Source organism: Chitinophaga sp., from assembly GCF_039596155.1.
Classification (GTDB): domain Bacteria; phylum Bacteroidota; class Bacteroidia; order Chitinophagales; family Chitinophagaceae; genus Chitinophaga.
The window spans coordinates 77,412-94,841 of sequence record NZ_JBCNKF010000011.1 but is presented as its reverse complement, the minus strand read 5'-3'; the positions used below and the strand labels follow the sequence as shown (position 1 = coordinate 94,841).

Below are 17,430 nucleotides of genomic sequence, written 5' to 3'. Positions count from 1 at the left end.
TTCCAGATACCGGCCCTTTTTAATTCCTTTATGGGATGAAGACAGCTATTGTGCTATCTGAGATACATCCTTTTCACTATTGATTACTTTCTAACGGCAGTTTTACATAAAATGTAGTGCCCACTGTCAACTGCGTTTCAAACCAGATCTCTCCCCTCGCCTGCTCTACGATATTCTTACACATGGCCAATCCTAGACCGGTTCCCGAATTCTTCGTCGTAAAGTTCGGCACGAAGATCTTAGACTGAATTTCGGGGGGAATACCATCTCCATTGTCAGACACGCTCACCGTTACCCAACCGGGATCTACCTCCTCCATATTAATCGTGATCATCCCTTCCCTATCTTCCGGTATTGCCTGTATTGCATTCTGCAAGAGATTGGTAAACAGTCTGTTCATCTGCGTTTTATCTGCAAATACATAAAATGCATGCCCCGGGTGATTAAAAAGGATCTGACTATGCTCGTGACTCTGGTACAACTCCCGCAATGAATGTAATACCTCATTGAGCAGCAACACCTCGCTATTCGCCTCCCCTATTCTTGCAAATGCAGAGAAATCTGAAGCGATATTCGCCAGGTGCTCTATTTGCTCTACCAGTGTGCGGGCTACATTATGAGACAGCTGTTTTACGTTTGGTGCATCGTTATCAATGGCCCTTTGCAGGTATTGAATACTCAGTTTCATCGGTGTAAGCGGATTCTTGATTTCATGTGCCACCTGTCTCGCCATCTCTCGCCATGCACCCTCACGTTCACTCTTTGCCAGTCTCGCCGCACTTACCTCCAGTTTCCGTACCATCTTATTATATTCCTTTACCAGCGCGCCAATTTCATCATCTTTCTCCCATTCTATCTCATCATTCTGCTGCCCTAAACTGACATGTCGCAAACGCTCAGTAACCAGTGAGAACGATTTGGTAATTGAGTTCGTGATCAGCAATGCCAGTAAACCTGCTATCAGGAAAATGAATGCATTGAAATTGATCAGCGCCACAAGGAAGTTCGAAATCTGTTGATTCAATTCCGTCTGCGTGGCAAAGTAAGGTACGTTCAGATAAGCGAAGATCTCCCCGTTATTACGTAAAGGCGCATAACCTGATAAATATCCCATGGAACCTATCTTTTCCTTCTGGATCCACTGAATCTTTTGCTGACGGCCCAACTGCATATAAGCGTCCGGATTGATCTTCCTTGATAACAACCCTTTCTCTGTGATCAGTGGCTGCGTAGTTACCTGCAGGTTGCCATCCCTGTCATAAATATTGATATCCAATGCCCGCTCATCTGCAATCTCCCCGATCGATTCTGACAAACTGGATTGGAAAATCGGATCATACAGGTCCTCCAGGTCGTCAAACATCCGTTGGTTGGCAAACACCTTCTCTACATCATGCGTTACCTCATTGATTGTATGACTCAGCCGCTCCTTATTTTCTCTCTCTGAACGATCAATAAAGAATAATACCGTCGTCAAACCCAGGATCACAAATGCAAATACGACGATAAATATGATGGTGCCTGTTACCTTTCTTCTGATATTTACGTTTACCAGTGATTTCATATTACTGATCCGCATCCGCGCCTTGACCATCAGATCCAGCACCCGATAAATTGCGATAATAAGCAGGAACAAACAGAACATGTAGGCAAAGAGCGTGATGAATTCTATAAAACTCCTGATCTCTTTCGCCACAATCACCACCTTTTCCTTGGAAGCTTTGTAGTACATCAGCGAATATCCATTCACTTTCTTTACCGTCACTTCATCCGCAGGCACATCCGAATCATACAACCTGACAGGGAAAGCGTAATCATTGTTATTACTTACCAATTGTCCCTTGTCATAAATGGCATAAGAATATGCGGCGTTCGATTCCTTTTCAGGGTCATAAATTTCGCCTGACACGAGCAATTCAGGATACAATCGTTGTGAATTAACGACCGCGGGCGTTAGTTCGTATACAAGGTATCCGGCCTTTTCACCGTTGCGATAAAAATCCTTTTGCCCGATATAACTATAGTCATTGAATCCTCTTGAGTTATAATAGAGGTCATTCCCGATCAATTCGGACTCCACCAGCATCTTCCTGCTTAAGCCATAGAAAGAACTGGTATCCCCTCCATAAATTGGCATCCCATTCTCATCAAAGGCGTAAATATCGACCTTGAATCGTCCCAGGTATCCTTTGAAATACTTTTGCTTCAACTCATTTTCCAGTGTACTTCTTGGCATATTGCCTCCATTGTTCTGCTGGAAGAAGTATTGCAACAATTCGTCCTGCTCCATCTGCTTGGTTACATCTGTGAGCAGCATCTCCAGATATGGATCTTTCTGCTTGGATAATTCCCTTGCCATGCGTTCACGCTGGCTTTGTTCTTTCTGGTCATTGTAATATACCAGCACAGCAGAGGTAGTGATCGTGAGCAAAAACAACCAGAACAAAAATGGCACCGTTGCCAGGCTATTCTCAAACTTTACGGCCAGTACATCCAGCAATATCACATAGATCACCAGCCAGATCACCAGTGCAATGGAATAATGGAGCTCAGGATTATGTATCCTGAACACTAACCATAGTCCGCCGACGATAGCCAGGAATACATACTTGGTACGATGCCTGAAACTGGTGAGCTCATTGAGCAGCGAATTGACAATCTGAGAAAAGAAAAGAAAGCTGAAGGCAATGAACCCTAAGATAATGGCTCCGATGATACTATATTCATTCAGACTGAACGGGTTAGCCACATCAAAAGAGATGCGGGAGTCAATTACCAGGCTCTGAATGAGTTCAGACAGGAACTGGCCTACCACAAACATGACGTAGCTGCTCAGTATGATCACCAGCCTTTGTTGCCATGCATTCTTTACGGGAGGTGCCTTGATGGACTTCACATGTTGTCTGAAAAACAGCAATAGCCAGAAAGTGAGCGATACGTTTATTAACAGGTCGCCCAGCGAACGGAAGATCTCATCCTTTGCATAGATCAGAGGTGTGAAGATATTGAGCGTGCGCAGGTTGAATGGAAACGGGTACAGGTAGCTCAATAACCTGAAAATGACCACCACTGCCGCCAGAAAGAGGAAACCGTTCAACGCACTCTTTTGTCTGGCCAGCGTTGCGGCAAACAGGTTAATAAAGATCAGCACACAGATGCAGCCCATGACCCTGAGTATGACACTTAGCAGGTTAGGCGGTTTCGTATCCATGGCCCGGTCATAGTCCAGGTAAAAAAGGATCACATTTTTCCCATTGAGCACAGGTATACCCGGCGCCTTGAGTTTGATGCTGTATTCTTTTCCCAGTGCCGGCTTATCGTAGAAATGATTAACGAGGTAATTGTTTGAAAAACTATATTCCATCATTACCGGGATCACACCGACCATAAAGCGTTCATGCCCGGCCTCCGGACTAAACACCTTGCGACATAGCACTTCGTAGTATCCGTTCTTCAATTGCACAAAGTGGTTCCCATCTACCAGCGGCACCTGCCATTCTTCCGGCATTACCATGTTGGTGCTCCAGAATACCAGCCATCGGCCGGCCTCGCTACTATCGTAGGCAAACACGTAAAAGTCCTTAGTATCCAGACTTTTTATTTCCTTCTCATTATAATTTCTTGAAAAAAGATGGTTGAGCAGGAACTGGTCTTTGATCAATTTCTCAAATGACGCTTCGCGCTGGGAGATGCTCTTTTCCAGGCTGCGCTTTACCCCCATCGGAGAGGAATAATACGACCAGTAGTTACTAAACAGAAAGGAAAAGGTAAACAGCCACGCTGCTACGATCAGTAAGTATCCGTGCCGGATGAAGAAGAGCCGTATTTCTTTAATGTCTAACATTTTTTAGCTTCGTTCCAGAGTTCATCCATTTCTCCCAGCGTCATTTCATCCAACGTTTTGCCTTTTTCGGCCGCTTTCTTTTCGATATACTGGAAGCGGCGAATGAATTTTTTATTTGTGCGTTCCAGTGCGTTCTCAGCGTCTATTTTCAGGAACCGTGAATAGTTTACCAGAGAAAAGAGTACGTCGCCGAATTCCCCTTCTATCTCCTCAGGGTTACCAGTTGCCACTACTTCTTCGAGTTCCTGTACTTCTTCTTTTACTTTCTCCCATACCTGTTCGGTAGTATCCCACTCAAAACCTACTGTTTTGGCCTTGGACTGGAGGCGCATTGCCTTTACCAGCGCAGGCAGGGATTGAGGTACGCCACTGAGTACGGAGGTTTTGCCTTCCTTCAGTTTCAGTTTCTCCCAGTTTTGTTTTACTGCTTCTTCGTCCTCTGCTTTCACATCTCCATAGATGTGCGGGTGGCGGGAAATGAGCTTTTCACAGATGCCATTGATCACGTCTGTAATGGTAAACTGGCCTTGTTCCGCGCCTATTTTGGCATAAAACACGATATGGAGCAGCAGGTCACCCAGTTCCTCTTTAATAGAAGTCCAGTCAGAAGTGGTGATGGCATCTGCCAGTTCATATAATTCTTCAATTGATTGCTGACGCAGGGTGTGGATGGTTTGTTTTCTATCCCAGGGGCATTTTTCCCTGAGATCATCCATGATACTGAGTAGCCGTTCGAAGGCTGCGTTATTTTCCATTTGTCAAATATAAGGAATATGTCTCCGCTGCTAAATTCGGGCCGAAATTTGAGGGTAGCCGGGCGGCCATCATATGTTAATTTCTTTTTGTTGATGACAAAGGCATTTTAGTTACATTTGTCGGCCGGTTTAATAACCGTAAAAAGACTAATTTTCGTTTCATGAATACCAAACACATTGCACTTATTTCGTCTGAATTGGGCATTCCAGCCCGTTCAGCTGAGAATACCATGAATTTGCTGGCAGAGGGGTCTACTGTACCCTTTATCAGTCGCTACCGTAAGGAAGTGACAGGCAGCCTTGATGAGGTGCAGATAGGCCGTATCGAAGACCTGCAGAAACGTTACAAGGAAATCGATGAACGTCGTGCGTTCATTATCAAAACCATTACAGATCAGGAGAAAATGACTCCGGAACTGCTGGACAAACTGGAAAACACCTGGGTACTGACAGAACTGGAAGATATTTATCTGCCATACAAACCCAAACGTAAGACCCGGGCTACTGTGGCGATCGAAAAAGGTCTGGAACCACTGGCTAAAATGCTGTTCGAACAACAGGATGGTGTACCACAATCCCTTGCAGAACAGTTCCTTAATGAGCAGGTAGCGTCTACGGAAGAAGCCCTGAAAGGTGCCCGTGATATCATGGCAGAGTGGATCAACGAAAATGCTGAGCTGCGTGACAAAATGCGTAAGCTTTTCACCCATACTTCTGTTTTAACCTCCAAAGTGATCGAAGGCAAAGAAGAAGAGGGTAATAAATACAAAGATTACTTCGATTTTAATGAAGATTTCAGCAAGATTCCTTCTCACCGTGTACTGGCCATCCTGCGTGGAGAAGCCGAAGGATTCCTGTATGGTACGATCGCTCCTAACGAAGAAGAAGCGATCGATATCATGGAGAAACAATTCATTACCACCAGAAATGCTGCCAGCGAGCAGGTAGGAAAGGCCATCACCGATTCTTACAAGCGTTTGCTGCGTCCATCGCTGGAAAATGAATTCCGTGCACTTGCAAAAGAAAGGGCAGATCAGGAAGCCATCGAAGTATTTGCAGAGAACCTGCGTCAGCTGTTACTTGCTGCACCACTGGGGCCTAAAGCCGTGATTGCCATAGACCCGGGTTACAGAACCGGTTGTAAGGTAGTAGCGCTGGACAACCAGGGTAATATGCTGGATAATGATGTGATCTATCCACTGGAAAAGAACTATAAACGTGATGACGCGGAGGCCCTGCTGAAAAAATGGGCGGATCGCTATGATACTTCTGCTATCGCGGTTGGTAACGGTACTGCCGGCAGAGAGACTGAAGAATTTGTGAAGAAGATTGATTTTGGTAAAAAGATCAACGTATTCATGGTGAATGAAAGTGGTGCTTCTGTGTATTCTGCATCGGAAGTAGCGCGTGAGGAGTTCCCGGAATTTGACGTAACGGTACGTGGTGCTGTATCTATTGGTCGCCGACTGATAGATCCGCTGGCTGAGCTGGTAAAGATTGATCCGAAAGCAATTGGTGTAGGCCAGTACCAGCATGACGTGAACCAGTCACAGTTGAAACAGAGCCTGGACAGGGTGGTCGTAAGCTGCGTGAACAATGTAGGTGTGAACCTGAATACAGCTTCGAAGCACCTGCTGGCCTATGTGTCTGGTTTAGGACCTTCACTGGCAGAGAATATTGTAAAGTACCGCAAGGAGAATGGTGCGTTCAGCAACCGTTTACAACTGAAGAAGGTAACCCGTCTGGGTGAAAAGGCATTCGAACAATGTGCGGGCTTCCTGCGTATTGAGAATGGCGATAATCCACTGGATAATTCAGCAGTACACCCTGAGCGCTACAAACTGATTGAGAGCATGGCAACCAAGCAGCATTGTACTGTACAGGACCTGATGACAAAGGAAGAGCTGCGTAAGCAAATCAATCCTAAGGAGTATGTAAGTGAAGAAGTGGGTCTGCTCACATTGGAAGACATCCTGAAGGAGCTGGATAAGCCAAGTCGTGACCCTCGCGATGAAATTGCCATCTTTGAATATGCGGAAGGCATTAAGAGCATGGAAGACCTGAGAGTCGGTATGACATTGCCGGGTGTGGTAACTAACATTACTAACTTCGGCGCATTTGTGGATGTTGGGGTGAAACAGGACGGTCTCGTGCATATTTCTCATCTGAGCAATAAGTATATCAGTAATCCAAATGAAGCAGTGAAGCTGAACCAGAAGGTAACTGTAACCGTATTGGAAGTAGATCCGAGCCGTAAGCGTATATCACTGTCTATGAAGACCAATGAGCCGGCACAGCAAGGCGGTGGTCAGAGAAGGGAGAACAGGGGTACGGGAGACAGAAGACCGGATAACAACGGGAACAGAAAGAGCGGCGCACCTGCACCATTGAATGATTTTCAGGCTAAACTGGCAGAATTGAAGAAGAAATTCAATTAATAGTTTTATAGGGAAAGCGCCCATTCTGTACAAGAATGGGCGCTTTTTTATGTGCTTATTCACCAAATTTTTCTTTCCACTTCAGGAGTTTCTCAGGATATCGTGTTGCCGCATCTTCGGTATACAGCTTTACAACCCCGTTTACCGCCACACCTGCATACACAACATCATGTTTCATATCGATTGCGATCGCAGCTTCGTCGGCCCCACAATAGTGTTTACGACATCCCTGGTTATACAGAATATCGTTTTCAACCTCGATAGGAGGAGCGACATCAAAGCGTTGCTGCAGGGTATTATTTTCATTTCCGAGTAAACTTCTGAGCCGCGATTTGAGCGGTTCATGTTGTAGTATATCTGTTTCTGTAATATACTTACCGTCGTACTGTTCAAAATGCTTCCACGACGTAACTTTCACCGGTTCAACTGCGTCGTTGGTGGTAATCATGGTATCGGTCTCCGGTGCTGCAATATTGTCTTTTTTTTCCCTTGCATTAGTCGTAGTGGGTTCTTTACATCCTAAGATGCATGCAGCCAACACAGTCATGGCTGTCACATGTTTGGTAAATGTCATGATTTCATTGTTCACGGCTTTCCAAAGCCGCTATCATTTTCCTTTAAATACAGGTGTACGTTTTTCTACAAAAGCCTGCATGCCTTCTTTCTGATCTTCGGAGGCAAACAGCAGGTAGAAGTTCTTCCTTTCAAAATGCAAACCTTCTTCCAGCGAGCTATCAAAGGCTTTCAATACAGACTCTTTCGCCATACGAACAGCGAGTGGACTCAGTGATGCAATTTCTGTTGCCAACTGGAATGCTTCCTGCAAATATAGTTCAACCGGAACGATACGGTTAATTAGTCCTGCATTTAATGCTTCGGTTGCGGTAATAAATTTTCCTGTCAGCACCATTTCCATGGCGAGCGCTTTGCCTACGGCCCTGGTGAGGCGCTGGGTCCCTCCTGCTCCGGGCATGACGCCGATCTTGATCTCCGGTTGTCCGAAGCGGGCGGTTTCACTGGCAACGATCAAGTCGCAAAGCATAACAAGCTCACAACCACCGCCTAAAGCAAAACCACTTACTGCTGCAATCAACGGTTTCTTTGTTTTCTTTATTGTATCCCAGGTACTGAACTGATCGATATTATACATATCCATGGCAGTTTTCCCTGCCATCTGTTTAATATCAGCACCGGCCGCAAATGCCTTGTCATTTCCACTGATTACGATTACGCGTACACTATCGTCTGCATCCAGTGTTTTTAAAGCCTCTTTCAGCTCTGTCATTAGTTGCAGATTGAGGGCATTCAGTTCTTTGGGGCGGTTCAATTGGATGTGGGCTACATAGGGCGCCACTTGCTGGTGTATGATTATAAATTCAGGTTGCATCTCCTAATTTACATCAAAAAGCTGATGATTATTGTAAACCCGGTAAAGACCACCAGCAGGGTGAAGCTATACAATAATACCAGCCAGAAAGCCTTCCAGAAAGGTTTACCTCCATAGATCCGTTTGAGAGAAAGTATGAGGTAAATGAAGATGACAACAAGACCGGCCAGGGAAATGAAATCTACATTGAACAACCAGTCAAGTATGGTCGTGAACAGGTAGAAAATGAAAAAAAATGTGTGGAAGTGCAGCGAGAAAATAGCATGGTCAGCATAAAACCATTTTTTACTGCGCCGATAAAACCATTTAAGATAAAGGGCAAATAGCGGTAGCAGGATGAACATCATCTTGGGATAGTTGTGCTGAAAGCGCTCATCCATTCCTGCTTCTCCTTTTTCCTTCCGCTCTTTTTGTTTAAAGTACTGGCGCACGGCCAGCCTGGTAAAAGCACCGTCCCGCTTATTTGCCGGCAGCGCTTTTTGGGCATTTAAGTAATCTTCTTCATTCTTGTACCTGTCCAGTTTCTTTGCCCAGGTATTGGCAATACTATCAGTTTTGTCGTAATCGCCCGGATGGTAACTTTCGGCCACAATCACTGTGGAGTTTACATCTTTTCCCTCCTCTTCGTGTGTAAAAGCGAAATAGCTAAAGAAAAAGACGAAAGAGGTAAAGATGTAGAACTTGATCGGGTTCACATACCGTACCCTTTTGCCGGCAATATACTCCTGGGTGAGGAATCCCGGTCGGAACAGGAGGTATTTCAGGGTGATCAGGGTCTTTGAATCATAATGAATTACATCAGCAAAGAAGTGGTTGAACAGGTGGCCGAAAGATTCGTGGGGAACAGTATTTTCCTGGCCGCAATGGGTACAGTAACGCTCCGGAACTTCCGTGCCGCAGTTAAGGCAGTTTTTTTCTGCCCGGATAGGTTGTGTTTTCAAATGGTTAAAGTGTTAGTCCTATAAATATAATTTTTTTAATCTGTTTTACGTTTAAGGGGAATAAAAAAGGGGATTGTACTGGATCTCAACAATTTACAAATCCTTCATACGTAACATTCCCTAAATCATTATTTTTGCATTTAATATGTACACGAGAAAAACTTTATTTGCCATAGCCATATTTCTGGGACTTTACACCGGGGCCCATGCACAGTTTTACTACCTGGACATTCTCAATACCAGGCAGACGGAGGAAAACCAGGCCAATTATAAAAAGGCCAAGGTGGTGTCACAGATCGTATTCAGCCTGGATGCCGAGGGGCGTAAAACGGATTATGATTTCAGAAGTGAGCGTGATTTCTCTGACAACTACCGGCAACTGGTGACAGTGACTGCTTCAGCAGCAACGGGCCGTTCGATTATGCGGACTTACTTCAATACCAAAGGACATCTGACCAAGATTATAGATAGTACCCGTAGCATTATTACCACTACTATTTACACGTACGATAAATACGATTCGTCACATAATATCAAAGAGATCTACGTAAAAACTGAAGATCCTAAGAATAAGTATTCGGTATCAGAGACGAGAAGGTATGTATACGACTCTCTCAATAAACCAGTGAGGATGATCCATTTCCGGGGCGAAAAGCTGGAAGACTCCACAACGGTAAAGTTTGTACAGGACAGTGTAGGGCGTATTGTAGAAGAGCAGGAAACGGGCAAGGGCAAGATCTATTACAAGTACAATGATCAGGGGTTACTGACGGACATTTACCGCTACTACCCATCCAAACAGAAAATGTTGCCTGATTATGTATTTGATTATGATGCAAAGAACAGGATTGGCGCTACGACAACGGTCAATGTGGAAACGGGGGATTATATCATTTATAGAAATACGTATAATGACATGAATTTGCTGGAGGGGCAGGATGTGTATGGAAGGCAGAAAGTGCAGGTGGGTGTGGTCAGGTATAAATATAAATTTTAAAGATTTTTAGAAAAGGCTGCGATATCGCAGTCTTTTTTATTTACTTTAATACTTTGCTGGGCTTGGGTTTGCTGGGTAGAGAGACAAATTTCAAAAAATAAGGATAAGATTTTTTTGTTTTTATAAAACAAATCCTATCTTTGCAATCCCAACGAAAAAACAACGGGTTGTTTCTGAGGGAAATAAAGTTCTTACACACAAGCGGAAGTAGCTCATTTGGTAGAGCACGACCTTGCCAAGGTCGGGGTGGCCGGTTCGAGCCCGGTCTTCCGCTCCCGAACAGACTTCCAAATTGCTTGCAGTTTGGATTTTTTGTTTTGAGGATACCCGGGTGGTGGAATTGGTAGACACGCGGGACTTAAAATCCCGTTCCCAGCAATGGGAGTGTGGGTTCAACTCCCATCCCGGGTACAGATGAAGCTGGCGCTTCGAAATAGTTGATAAAAAAGGCATCGCGATGAGCGATGCCTTTTTTATTACTAAATAATACTCCTGTCTATTTTTCCTATTATCGCGGACATGCCAGTAAATAACTTCTCAACCAAGACTGTCATATAAAACCTAATTAACCTATTGTCTTGAGAACGGAAACTTCCCCGCAACCAAGAGTGCGACACTATATTCCTATCAGTCTGTACCTTATTCTAAAAAAGAGAATTTTGTACCCAATAAAGAAACTTGATTTCTATTTCCCCCTATGTATAAAACTTAAAAATCGCGGCTTTTTTGTTGTTGTCGTAATAACATTTACCGTATGATTTTGCTTGCCCAGTTCAGCCTTATGCGCCAATGCATCATCATATGCGTCTGATTTAAGGCTCCTCTTGTCGCCACTAAAATCACAATCATCGCAAACGGCCTGATAATATATTGAGTCACCCATAACTATTTATATTTAAATTGTAAAGGAAAGGTAAATCTGAGGCCGATACTGTTGCGTTCAAACAATTTATAATCTGTGTCCGTAGCTTTAAATACGTCCAGGAATTTATAGTACAACTCAATATTAACAATAGAGCCATCGTTCTTTTTACTATCTTTCAAGCCCATTAAAAAACCTATAGAGGCATTACCTATAGGCTTCTCATTACTTTTAACCAACCACTCCGGTGCCAGGTGAAATGCCCCTCTGTTAAAGAAAAACCAGTACACATCACCATAGAACTTTAACTGTTTCAGGTCCCGCTGATACGTACCTTGATAAGCATTATATTGTTTTGTAGTGCTTCTCTCATCAACAGTACTGCCATAATCTCTTTTCTCTGTAATGGTTTTCTTCTTCAGCTGGTCGAAATTATCCGTATAATCAAATGCAATTCCTGCATCATAAAAATATGAACGACTGTTGTTTGCCCATTTATAATAGGAATATTGGAGTCTTACTTCATGGCTTACAAAAGAAGTATCTGTTACCTGTAAATCATATGCCGCAGTTGGATTAAAACACTTAAACGCATTGTTGTTCACTTTATAGCCAACAGAAAACCAGCCAAAAGCGAACCCTATTATTTTTGATGAAAATGAAAGTCCGTTCAATTTTGCCAGTGTAATATTTTCAAGGCTCAATGTCTGCTGACCAAGTGAGGGGTAATCTGTAATTGCGCTATTTATGGAATCCGCTAATAGCTGTGTTTTAGCCAGATCTGTCTGCAACGATAATACTTTATCAGGATCAGTCTCAGTTTTAAGCCGGTCATTTAACTGGCTAATTTTCTGGGTTAATGTATCTTTTTTGTGCTGTAAGTTCAGTAAATCAGCATTCCTTTTCGGAACCAGCTCTATCTTTTTCAGATGATAGTCATATGCTATTTTGTTAATGCTGCCGTTGTAAGCATCAGCCGAATCTGTATTAAATTGAAGCTGCTGCTGGTCTAAAGAAAGAAAGTTATACTGAAGATCAATAGCGACCTGGGTGTTTAGTTTTGAGTTATCAAAAATGGCGAAGAAACCGTCCGTTGTACCACCATTAGCTTTGACGGTAAATATTGAACCATTCTTTGCGATAAGATTGCCAGCGAGTGAAACAGAGGCATCCGCAAGATCTACGGACGCAAAATTACCCAAGCTATTTTTCGTACTCCCCGTAATTAGTGCACTAAACTGTTCATTAATGAGTCTTTTGAATGAGTTTTCGTCATTTAACTTTTTATGGCCATCATTGTCAACCTTAAAAGCATCAAAATTTATGGAACCCTGCCCATAAAGCGAGACCTGTAGGGTAAAAAACAATACGATAAGACCATATCGCTTTAAAAGTTGTGGGTCAGTCTTCATGGGGGTAAGTTGTTATAGCGTGAAATTAACAGAGATGCATTAATTTACCTATACCAACTAGTTTGTATTTTTCCAAGGAATACTTGCCAGATCATTCAATGTAAGCCTGCAAATTCTACAGGTATTAACCCTTCCGCCTATAACACAACTGCACCAACCCAGTTTCAAACACCTTCGCATCCACAAATTCAAGCACCTGCTCAGGCCTTCCATCCTTAAAAAGCCTTGTCCCATTACCTAATAAAACCGGGATAACCGATATAATAAACTCGTCTACCAACCCACTCTTCAATAACTCATTGATCACCTCTGCCCCACCGTCACAATAAATATTCCTACCACCCTCCGATCTTAACCGGTCAACCAATTCAACCAAACTCCCGCTATAGAAAATCGTTCTACCCACCTGTGGCCTTTCAGTTCTTGTTATTACATACACATCTCTTTGTCCATTGTCATAATGAGAGGGACCAATCTCTTTAACGACATAATCATAAGTTTTCCTGCCGATGATCAACGTATCAATCGTATCTGTAAATTTCGCATAACCATAATCTTCACCTTCCTTTTCAACGAGTTTTAAGAAGCTAAGGTCGTCATTAGGCTTTGCAATGTAGCCGTCTAAACTTGTCGCAATGAAAAGTGAAATCTTTCGCATCTGTTTTGAATTTTAATGTTTTTGCAAAATTACTTCCTGCCAACCAATCATACTTTGTAAAAATGCGACAAATTAAAGCAATGATGGGGAAAGTCCTGTATGTCGCTTGATTTCATTGGTAAGATGCGCATGATCATAATAGCCGCATTCAAAAGCAATATCTAGTAAACTCCGGTCTTTATCTGAATTTTTAATAATGGTCAAAGCATGCTGAAAGCGAATGATATTAACATATTCCTTCGGAGATAATCCAATGTACTTTTTAAAATACCGTTCTAATTGTCTTACCGTTGTGAAATTTCTCTTAGATAGTTCATAAATACTAATTTGTCCGTTTGTTGTACGAATATCATTGATAACGGATTCCAGCAGATTGGATTTGTTTTGGATTCTATCAGAAAAAAACTGATTCAGGTATTTGTATGGATTGTCAAGTATTTTATCAATGCTAAATGAATTGATTTTCTCAAACTCAACAGTATCGTTAATCAACTCATTTTGCGAAGCGTAATTATAAAATTTATCAAATGTTGCGGGCTTGAAGCACACACCTAATAGATGCGTTCCATTGTCAATAAAACTATCTTTGAATGTAGTCATCGCACCAACAACATAAGTTTTCCCAAACGCCATATTAACAGCACCATTGTCTGTTAAACAGGTACTACCTACATTTATGACCAGCCCGGCACAGCCATCTGGAAAAATTCGCTCCCATTGTCTATCAGGTTCGTTACCTTTTAACTCCCAGTAAGAATGAATAAAAGAGGCTAATCCTTTACAAGGTTTTATTTCTTTATACTCCATTTGTGCAAGGTGTCTTTTTTATAATAACCACTCAAAAATAACGATTCTATATTAGCAGGCATCTATGCGAAACTTTCATAAATACAGGAAAAATCCCCACTTATACAAATGGTACTTCTAGTTAAATTTGAAATTCATGGTATAGCTACACATATTCTTTGAATATTCAAACCGGTATGAGCATCTGCCGGCACAAGGCTCGGGGAGAATGATATCACTCTCAATTTGTTGATATCTTAATAACCTATTCAAATGGCTATAGGAAGAACAGCAAAAACAGGAGAAATTCGTCGCAGCCCCCTTAACAAAAAAAGGGCATCGACTCCCGTCGATGCCCTCCATTATTTTTACCTCGCAAATCGCCGGTCTTCTAAAACTGAATACCCGTTATCACCTTGGCCAATATCTCCGCAATAATAGCCCCTCCTTTATCCGAAGGATGTATCCCATCATACGTCACATCTATCGCATTCTCAGGATAAGGATATTTATCCCCTACATAAAAAGGTATCTTAGTATACTCAGGATAAGTATATTCCTTATACTCCCGCGTCTGAGGATCCCTGAGTAATTTAAATTTAACCGCATTTTCTATACTCAATCTGGGCTCAGTATAAAGATCCACCACTTCCAGGTTGTCCGCCTTACCGATCGCTTTTACCGCATTCACAAAAGACAACAGGCTCTGCCCCTCCTGGTCTTTATAGGATCCCCAGCTATTGAAATTATGATTGAGCAGGTAAACAAAATCGCCACGCTGCATGGGCGTCAGCAATATGATATGTGCTTTCGGGTTAAGACTGCGTAATTTATCGATGATCACCCTGAATGCACCATTTAAAGTAGCAATCCCGGTGTTGTTCTTATAGTCATCCAATGTACCCGGTTTTACGCCAAGCCACCAGTCATTAGTACCCAGGAATATGGTGTAAATATCCGAAGACGTCAGTCCCAGGTCATCTATTTTATATGCAATCTCAACACTCGTCAGGTAATTCTGACCCTTATTAATATACGTCAGACCCGGTACCTGATCCGCAGTTCTTGTTATCCACCCCTTTCCTACACGATTTTGACTCTCTTCAAGGTGGTCATTTAAGTACGTAAACGAATCGCCAATGGCGGTCCAGGTGATGGTTTTCTGTGGTATAAAGGAGCTCATCGACACTGTCAAAAGTAACAACAGTGGTAACAATATACGAACCTGCATAAAATAGTTTTAAATAGCATATACGTATTATATAAAACTTTGGTTGTATGTTTTATGTAAATTATACTATTTCTTTTATCACTTATTGCCCCAAAAGATAAACACGCTCAAAATGCAGGAATCACTCCACCACCACCGGGTGAAGTCACACAACAACTGGTCTACAACTCGAACACCTGAAATCTATACTCTTCCATTTCCCGGATGTTATAAGACGATATGCAAGCCGCTTACTCCGGAAGCCTTCATTAACTGCAATACCCTCTCAAACCAACTATCATAAACATAAAAAAGCATCGACAGTTTGTCGATGCCCTTTCTTTATGATTACCGTTTATAAGCAAAACCTCCGTTAAAACTGAATCGTCTTTATCACTTTGGCCAACATCTCCGCTATCACCGCACAACCTTTATCTGAAGGATGAATACCATCATACGTCATATCGATCGCCCTTGTAGGATAAGGATACTCGTCTGCCTCATTATATGGAATATCTACATAATCGGGATAAGTATATTCTTTATACTCGTATGTCTGGGGATCCCGCAGGTATTTAAATTTTACCGCCTGCCTGATACCTAACCTGCGCTCCTTATACAGATCCACTACCTCAAACTGCTCTGCTTTTGCTATCGCCTTCACCGCATCTGCAAAAGATTCAAGGCTTTGACCATTCTTATCCCTGTAAGACCCATAACCATTGATCCTCGTATTAAGCAGATAAACGAAATCACCCCGCTGCATAGGTGTGATCAATATGATATGCGCCTTAGGGTTCAGGCTTTTTAATTTATTAATAATCACCCGGTAAGCCCCATACATTGTACCAGCACCTGTATTATTGACATAATCGTCCATCGTTCCCAGTTTCACACCTACCCACCAATCATTGGCACCCAGGAATATGGTATAAATATCCGATGACTCCAGGTCGAATTTTTCTATCTTTTCAGCAATTTCTTTCGCTGTCCAATAATTGTGGCCCTGGTTCGTATAAGTCAGACCCGGTACCAGTTCAGTTGTTCTGGTGATCCAGCCTTTTTTTACCCGGTACTCGCTTTCATTAAGGTGATCGTTCAAATATGTAAATGAATCGCCAATAGCGGTCCAGGTAATCTCTCCAGGCGGCATAAATGAGCTGAATACCACTGTCAATAAGAGTAACAGTGGAAATAGTTTGTACGCTTTCATCGTAATTTTTGTGCTATATACGTAACAAAGCGACTTATGGTTGTTAAATATTTATAATAATAAAATAAATTAATATAGAACAACCACCACATTCTCTCCTTTTTTCAACAATTCTGGATGAGGATCTCGTCAAGACTGCCGCCTATTCCGCCATTACCCAAAACAACCTCATCTTCACTCAAAACAATCAACAATTTGCAATACTGTTATTTGGATTTACTTTTGGAGCAGGACGAGGGCCTTAAATAATTACCATAGCATCTGACTCAATCCTAAACTATAAAAAACATGAAATATATCATCCCGGTTTTCATTCTATTCACCCTCTGCCAGTGCCGCACCTACCATACAGCCATCACCCGACACCAACAACCCGATACCCTGATCAGGCTCTATACCTTTGGGATGCCCCACTTTCCCACTTACCCGGAAGAATCAAACCTGTGCACAAAATGGGGATTTTACAGGGAAGAAATGGGTTGTGTCGTCACACAACAGGAAATGGATAGCCTGCAGGCATGTAATAAGATTGCTGAAAGGCCACTGGTCGCCAAATACGGAAAAAACTGGAAAGAGAAATTTAACCGTGAACTGAGAACAGTAACCGCCTCTCCGGAAAGCGCGATCAGACTGATAGCTATCAATGCTCATGTCGCCGCTAAAAGATTCGAATTGGAAGACAAAGGTGATTCCATCTTTTATCACTTCAATTCAACAAAACAACGTGGTGTCTATAATGTAGATGTTGTTGGCTATGAAAACAAAAAATGGGTCTCCTTCTTCAATTGCACGGTAAACTGTATTGAAGAAAAGGTCAAACTAAAAAGAAAAACAATCAAAGCGGATCCCTCCTACCTCACCGGCAATCTTTATTTTAATGAAGCCCGGTATTCATTGATACCGAGATAACACTCCTACATAAACCTA

Annotated in this window: 13 protein-coding genes and 2 tRNA genes; 5 read left to right on the top strand and 10 right to left on the bottom strand. The window is 42.5% G+C overall.

Annotation, left to right across the window (positions count from 1 at the left end):
- Window positions 1-76 precede the first annotated feature (76 nt).
- Both ABDW33_RS12915 and mazG read right to left on the bottom strand, forming a co-directional pair.
- Window positions 77-3,844 carry a HAMP domain-containing sensor histidine kinase gene (locus tag ABDW33_RS12915; RefSeq protein WP_343690483.1) on the bottom strand — a complete coding sequence of 1,256 codons (3,768 nt, stop codon included), beginning with the start codon at window positions 3,842-3,844 and terminating at the stop codon, window positions 77-79.
- Entirely contained in the window at window positions 3,838-4,599 is a 762-nt protein-coding gene (gene mazG / locus ABDW33_RS12910) for a nucleoside triphosphate pyrophosphohydrolase (protein ID WP_343690482.1), read from the bottom strand. The genes ABDW33_RS12915 and mazG overlap by 7 nt, the downstream gene beginning before the upstream one ends.
- A gap of 161 nt (window positions 4,600-4,760) precedes the next feature.
- Between mazG and ABDW33_RS12905 the strand changes: the two genes are divergently transcribed.
- On the top strand, window positions 4,761-7,037 hold the full coding sequence (locus tag ABDW33_RS12905) for a Tex family protein (RefSeq protein WP_343690481.1): 2,277 nt from the start codon (window positions 4,761-4,763) through the stop codon (window positions 7,035-7,037).
- A 55-nt stretch (window positions 7,038-7,092) separates the two neighbouring features.
- On the opposite strand, the gene ABDW33_RS12900 is transcribed toward ABDW33_RS12905, so the two are convergent.
- From ABDW33_RS12900 to ABDW33_RS12890, 3 genes are read right to left on the bottom strand one after another with little or no spacing between them, the layout of a single operon-like run.
- On the bottom strand, window positions 7,093-7,611 hold the full coding sequence (locus ABDW33_RS12900) for a hypothetical protein (protein ID WP_343690480.1): 519 nt from the start codon (window positions 7,609-7,611) through the stop codon (window positions 7,093-7,095).
- A 33-nt stretch (window positions 7,612-7,644) separates the two neighbouring features.
- Complete coding sequence (locus tag ABDW33_RS12895; RefSeq protein ID WP_343690479.1) at window positions 7,645-8,424, bottom strand: enoyl-CoA hydratase-related protein; 780 nt, start codon at window positions 8,422-8,424, stop codon at window positions 7,645-7,647.
- Between the two features lie 8 nt (window positions 8,425-8,432).
- Window positions 8,433-9,365: a DUF3667 domain-containing protein gene (locus tag ABDW33_RS12890; protein WP_343690478.1), complete on the bottom strand. Its 933-nt coding sequence runs from the start codon at window positions 9,363-9,365 to the stop codon at window positions 8,433-8,435.
- Window positions 9,366-9,510: 145 nt separating this feature from the next.
- On the opposite strand from ABDW33_RS12890, the gene ABDW33_RS12885 reads away from it, so the two are divergent.
- The 3 genes from ABDW33_RS12885 to ABDW33_RS12875 all read left to right on the top strand — a co-directional run bounded on the left by ABDW33_RS12885 (window position 9,511) and on the right by ABDW33_RS12875 (window position 10,773).
- Window positions 9,511-10,362: a hypothetical protein gene (locus ABDW33_RS12885; protein WP_343690477.1), complete on the top strand. Its 852-nt coding sequence runs from the start codon at window positions 9,511-9,513 to the stop codon at window positions 10,360-10,362.
- Window positions 10,363-10,563: 201 nt separating this feature from the next.
- Window positions 10,564-10,636, top strand: a tRNA-Gly gene (locus ABDW33_RS12880).
- Window positions 10,637-10,687: 51 nt separating this feature from the next.
- Window positions 10,688-10,773, top strand: a tRNA-Leu gene (locus ABDW33_RS12875).
- Between the two features lie 474 nt (window positions 10,774-11,247).
- On the opposite strand, the gene ABDW33_RS12870 is transcribed toward ABDW33_RS12875, so the two are convergent.
- From ABDW33_RS12870 to ABDW33_RS12850, 5 genes are all read right to left on the bottom strand, one after another.
- The gene (locus ABDW33_RS12870; RefSeq protein WP_343690476.1) at window positions 11,248-12,636 is read right to left on the bottom strand and encodes a hypothetical protein; all 1,389 of its coding nucleotides are present in this window, start codon (window positions 12,634-12,636) and stop codon (window positions 11,248-11,250) included.
- Window positions 12,637-12,760: 124 nt separating this feature from the next.
- Entirely contained in the window at window positions 12,761-13,294 is a 534-nt protein-coding gene (locus ABDW33_RS12865) for a dihydrofolate reductase family protein (RefSeq protein WP_343690475.1), read from the bottom strand.
- A 72-nt stretch (window positions 13,295-13,366) separates the two neighbouring features.
- Window positions 13,367-14,101 (bottom strand): AraC family transcriptional regulator, encoded by a 735-nt coding sequence (locus ABDW33_RS12860; RefSeq protein ID WP_343690474.1) that lies wholly within the window; start codon window positions 14,099-14,101, stop codon window positions 13,367-13,369.
- A 370-nt stretch (window positions 14,102-14,471) separates the two neighbouring features.
- Window positions 14,472-15,311, bottom strand: coding sequence for an SGNH/GDSL hydrolase family protein (locus ABDW33_RS12855; protein WP_343690473.1), 840 nt, complete (start codon window positions 15,309-15,311; stop codon window positions 14,472-14,474).
- 352 nt (window positions 15,312-15,663) lie between these two features.
- A complete protein-coding gene (locus tag ABDW33_RS12850; protein ID WP_343690472.1) occupies window positions 15,664-16,503 on the bottom strand; it encodes an SGNH/GDSL hydrolase family protein in 840 nt (279 codons plus the stop codon).
- Between the two features lie 288 nt (window positions 16,504-16,791).
- On the opposite strand from ABDW33_RS12850, the gene ABDW33_RS12845 reads away from it, so the two are divergent.
- Complete coding sequence (locus ABDW33_RS12845) at window positions 16,792-17,412, top strand: hypothetical protein (protein ID WP_343690471.1); 621 nt, start codon at window positions 16,792-16,794, stop codon at window positions 17,410-17,412.
- Window positions 17,413-17,430: the final 18 nt, after the last annotated feature.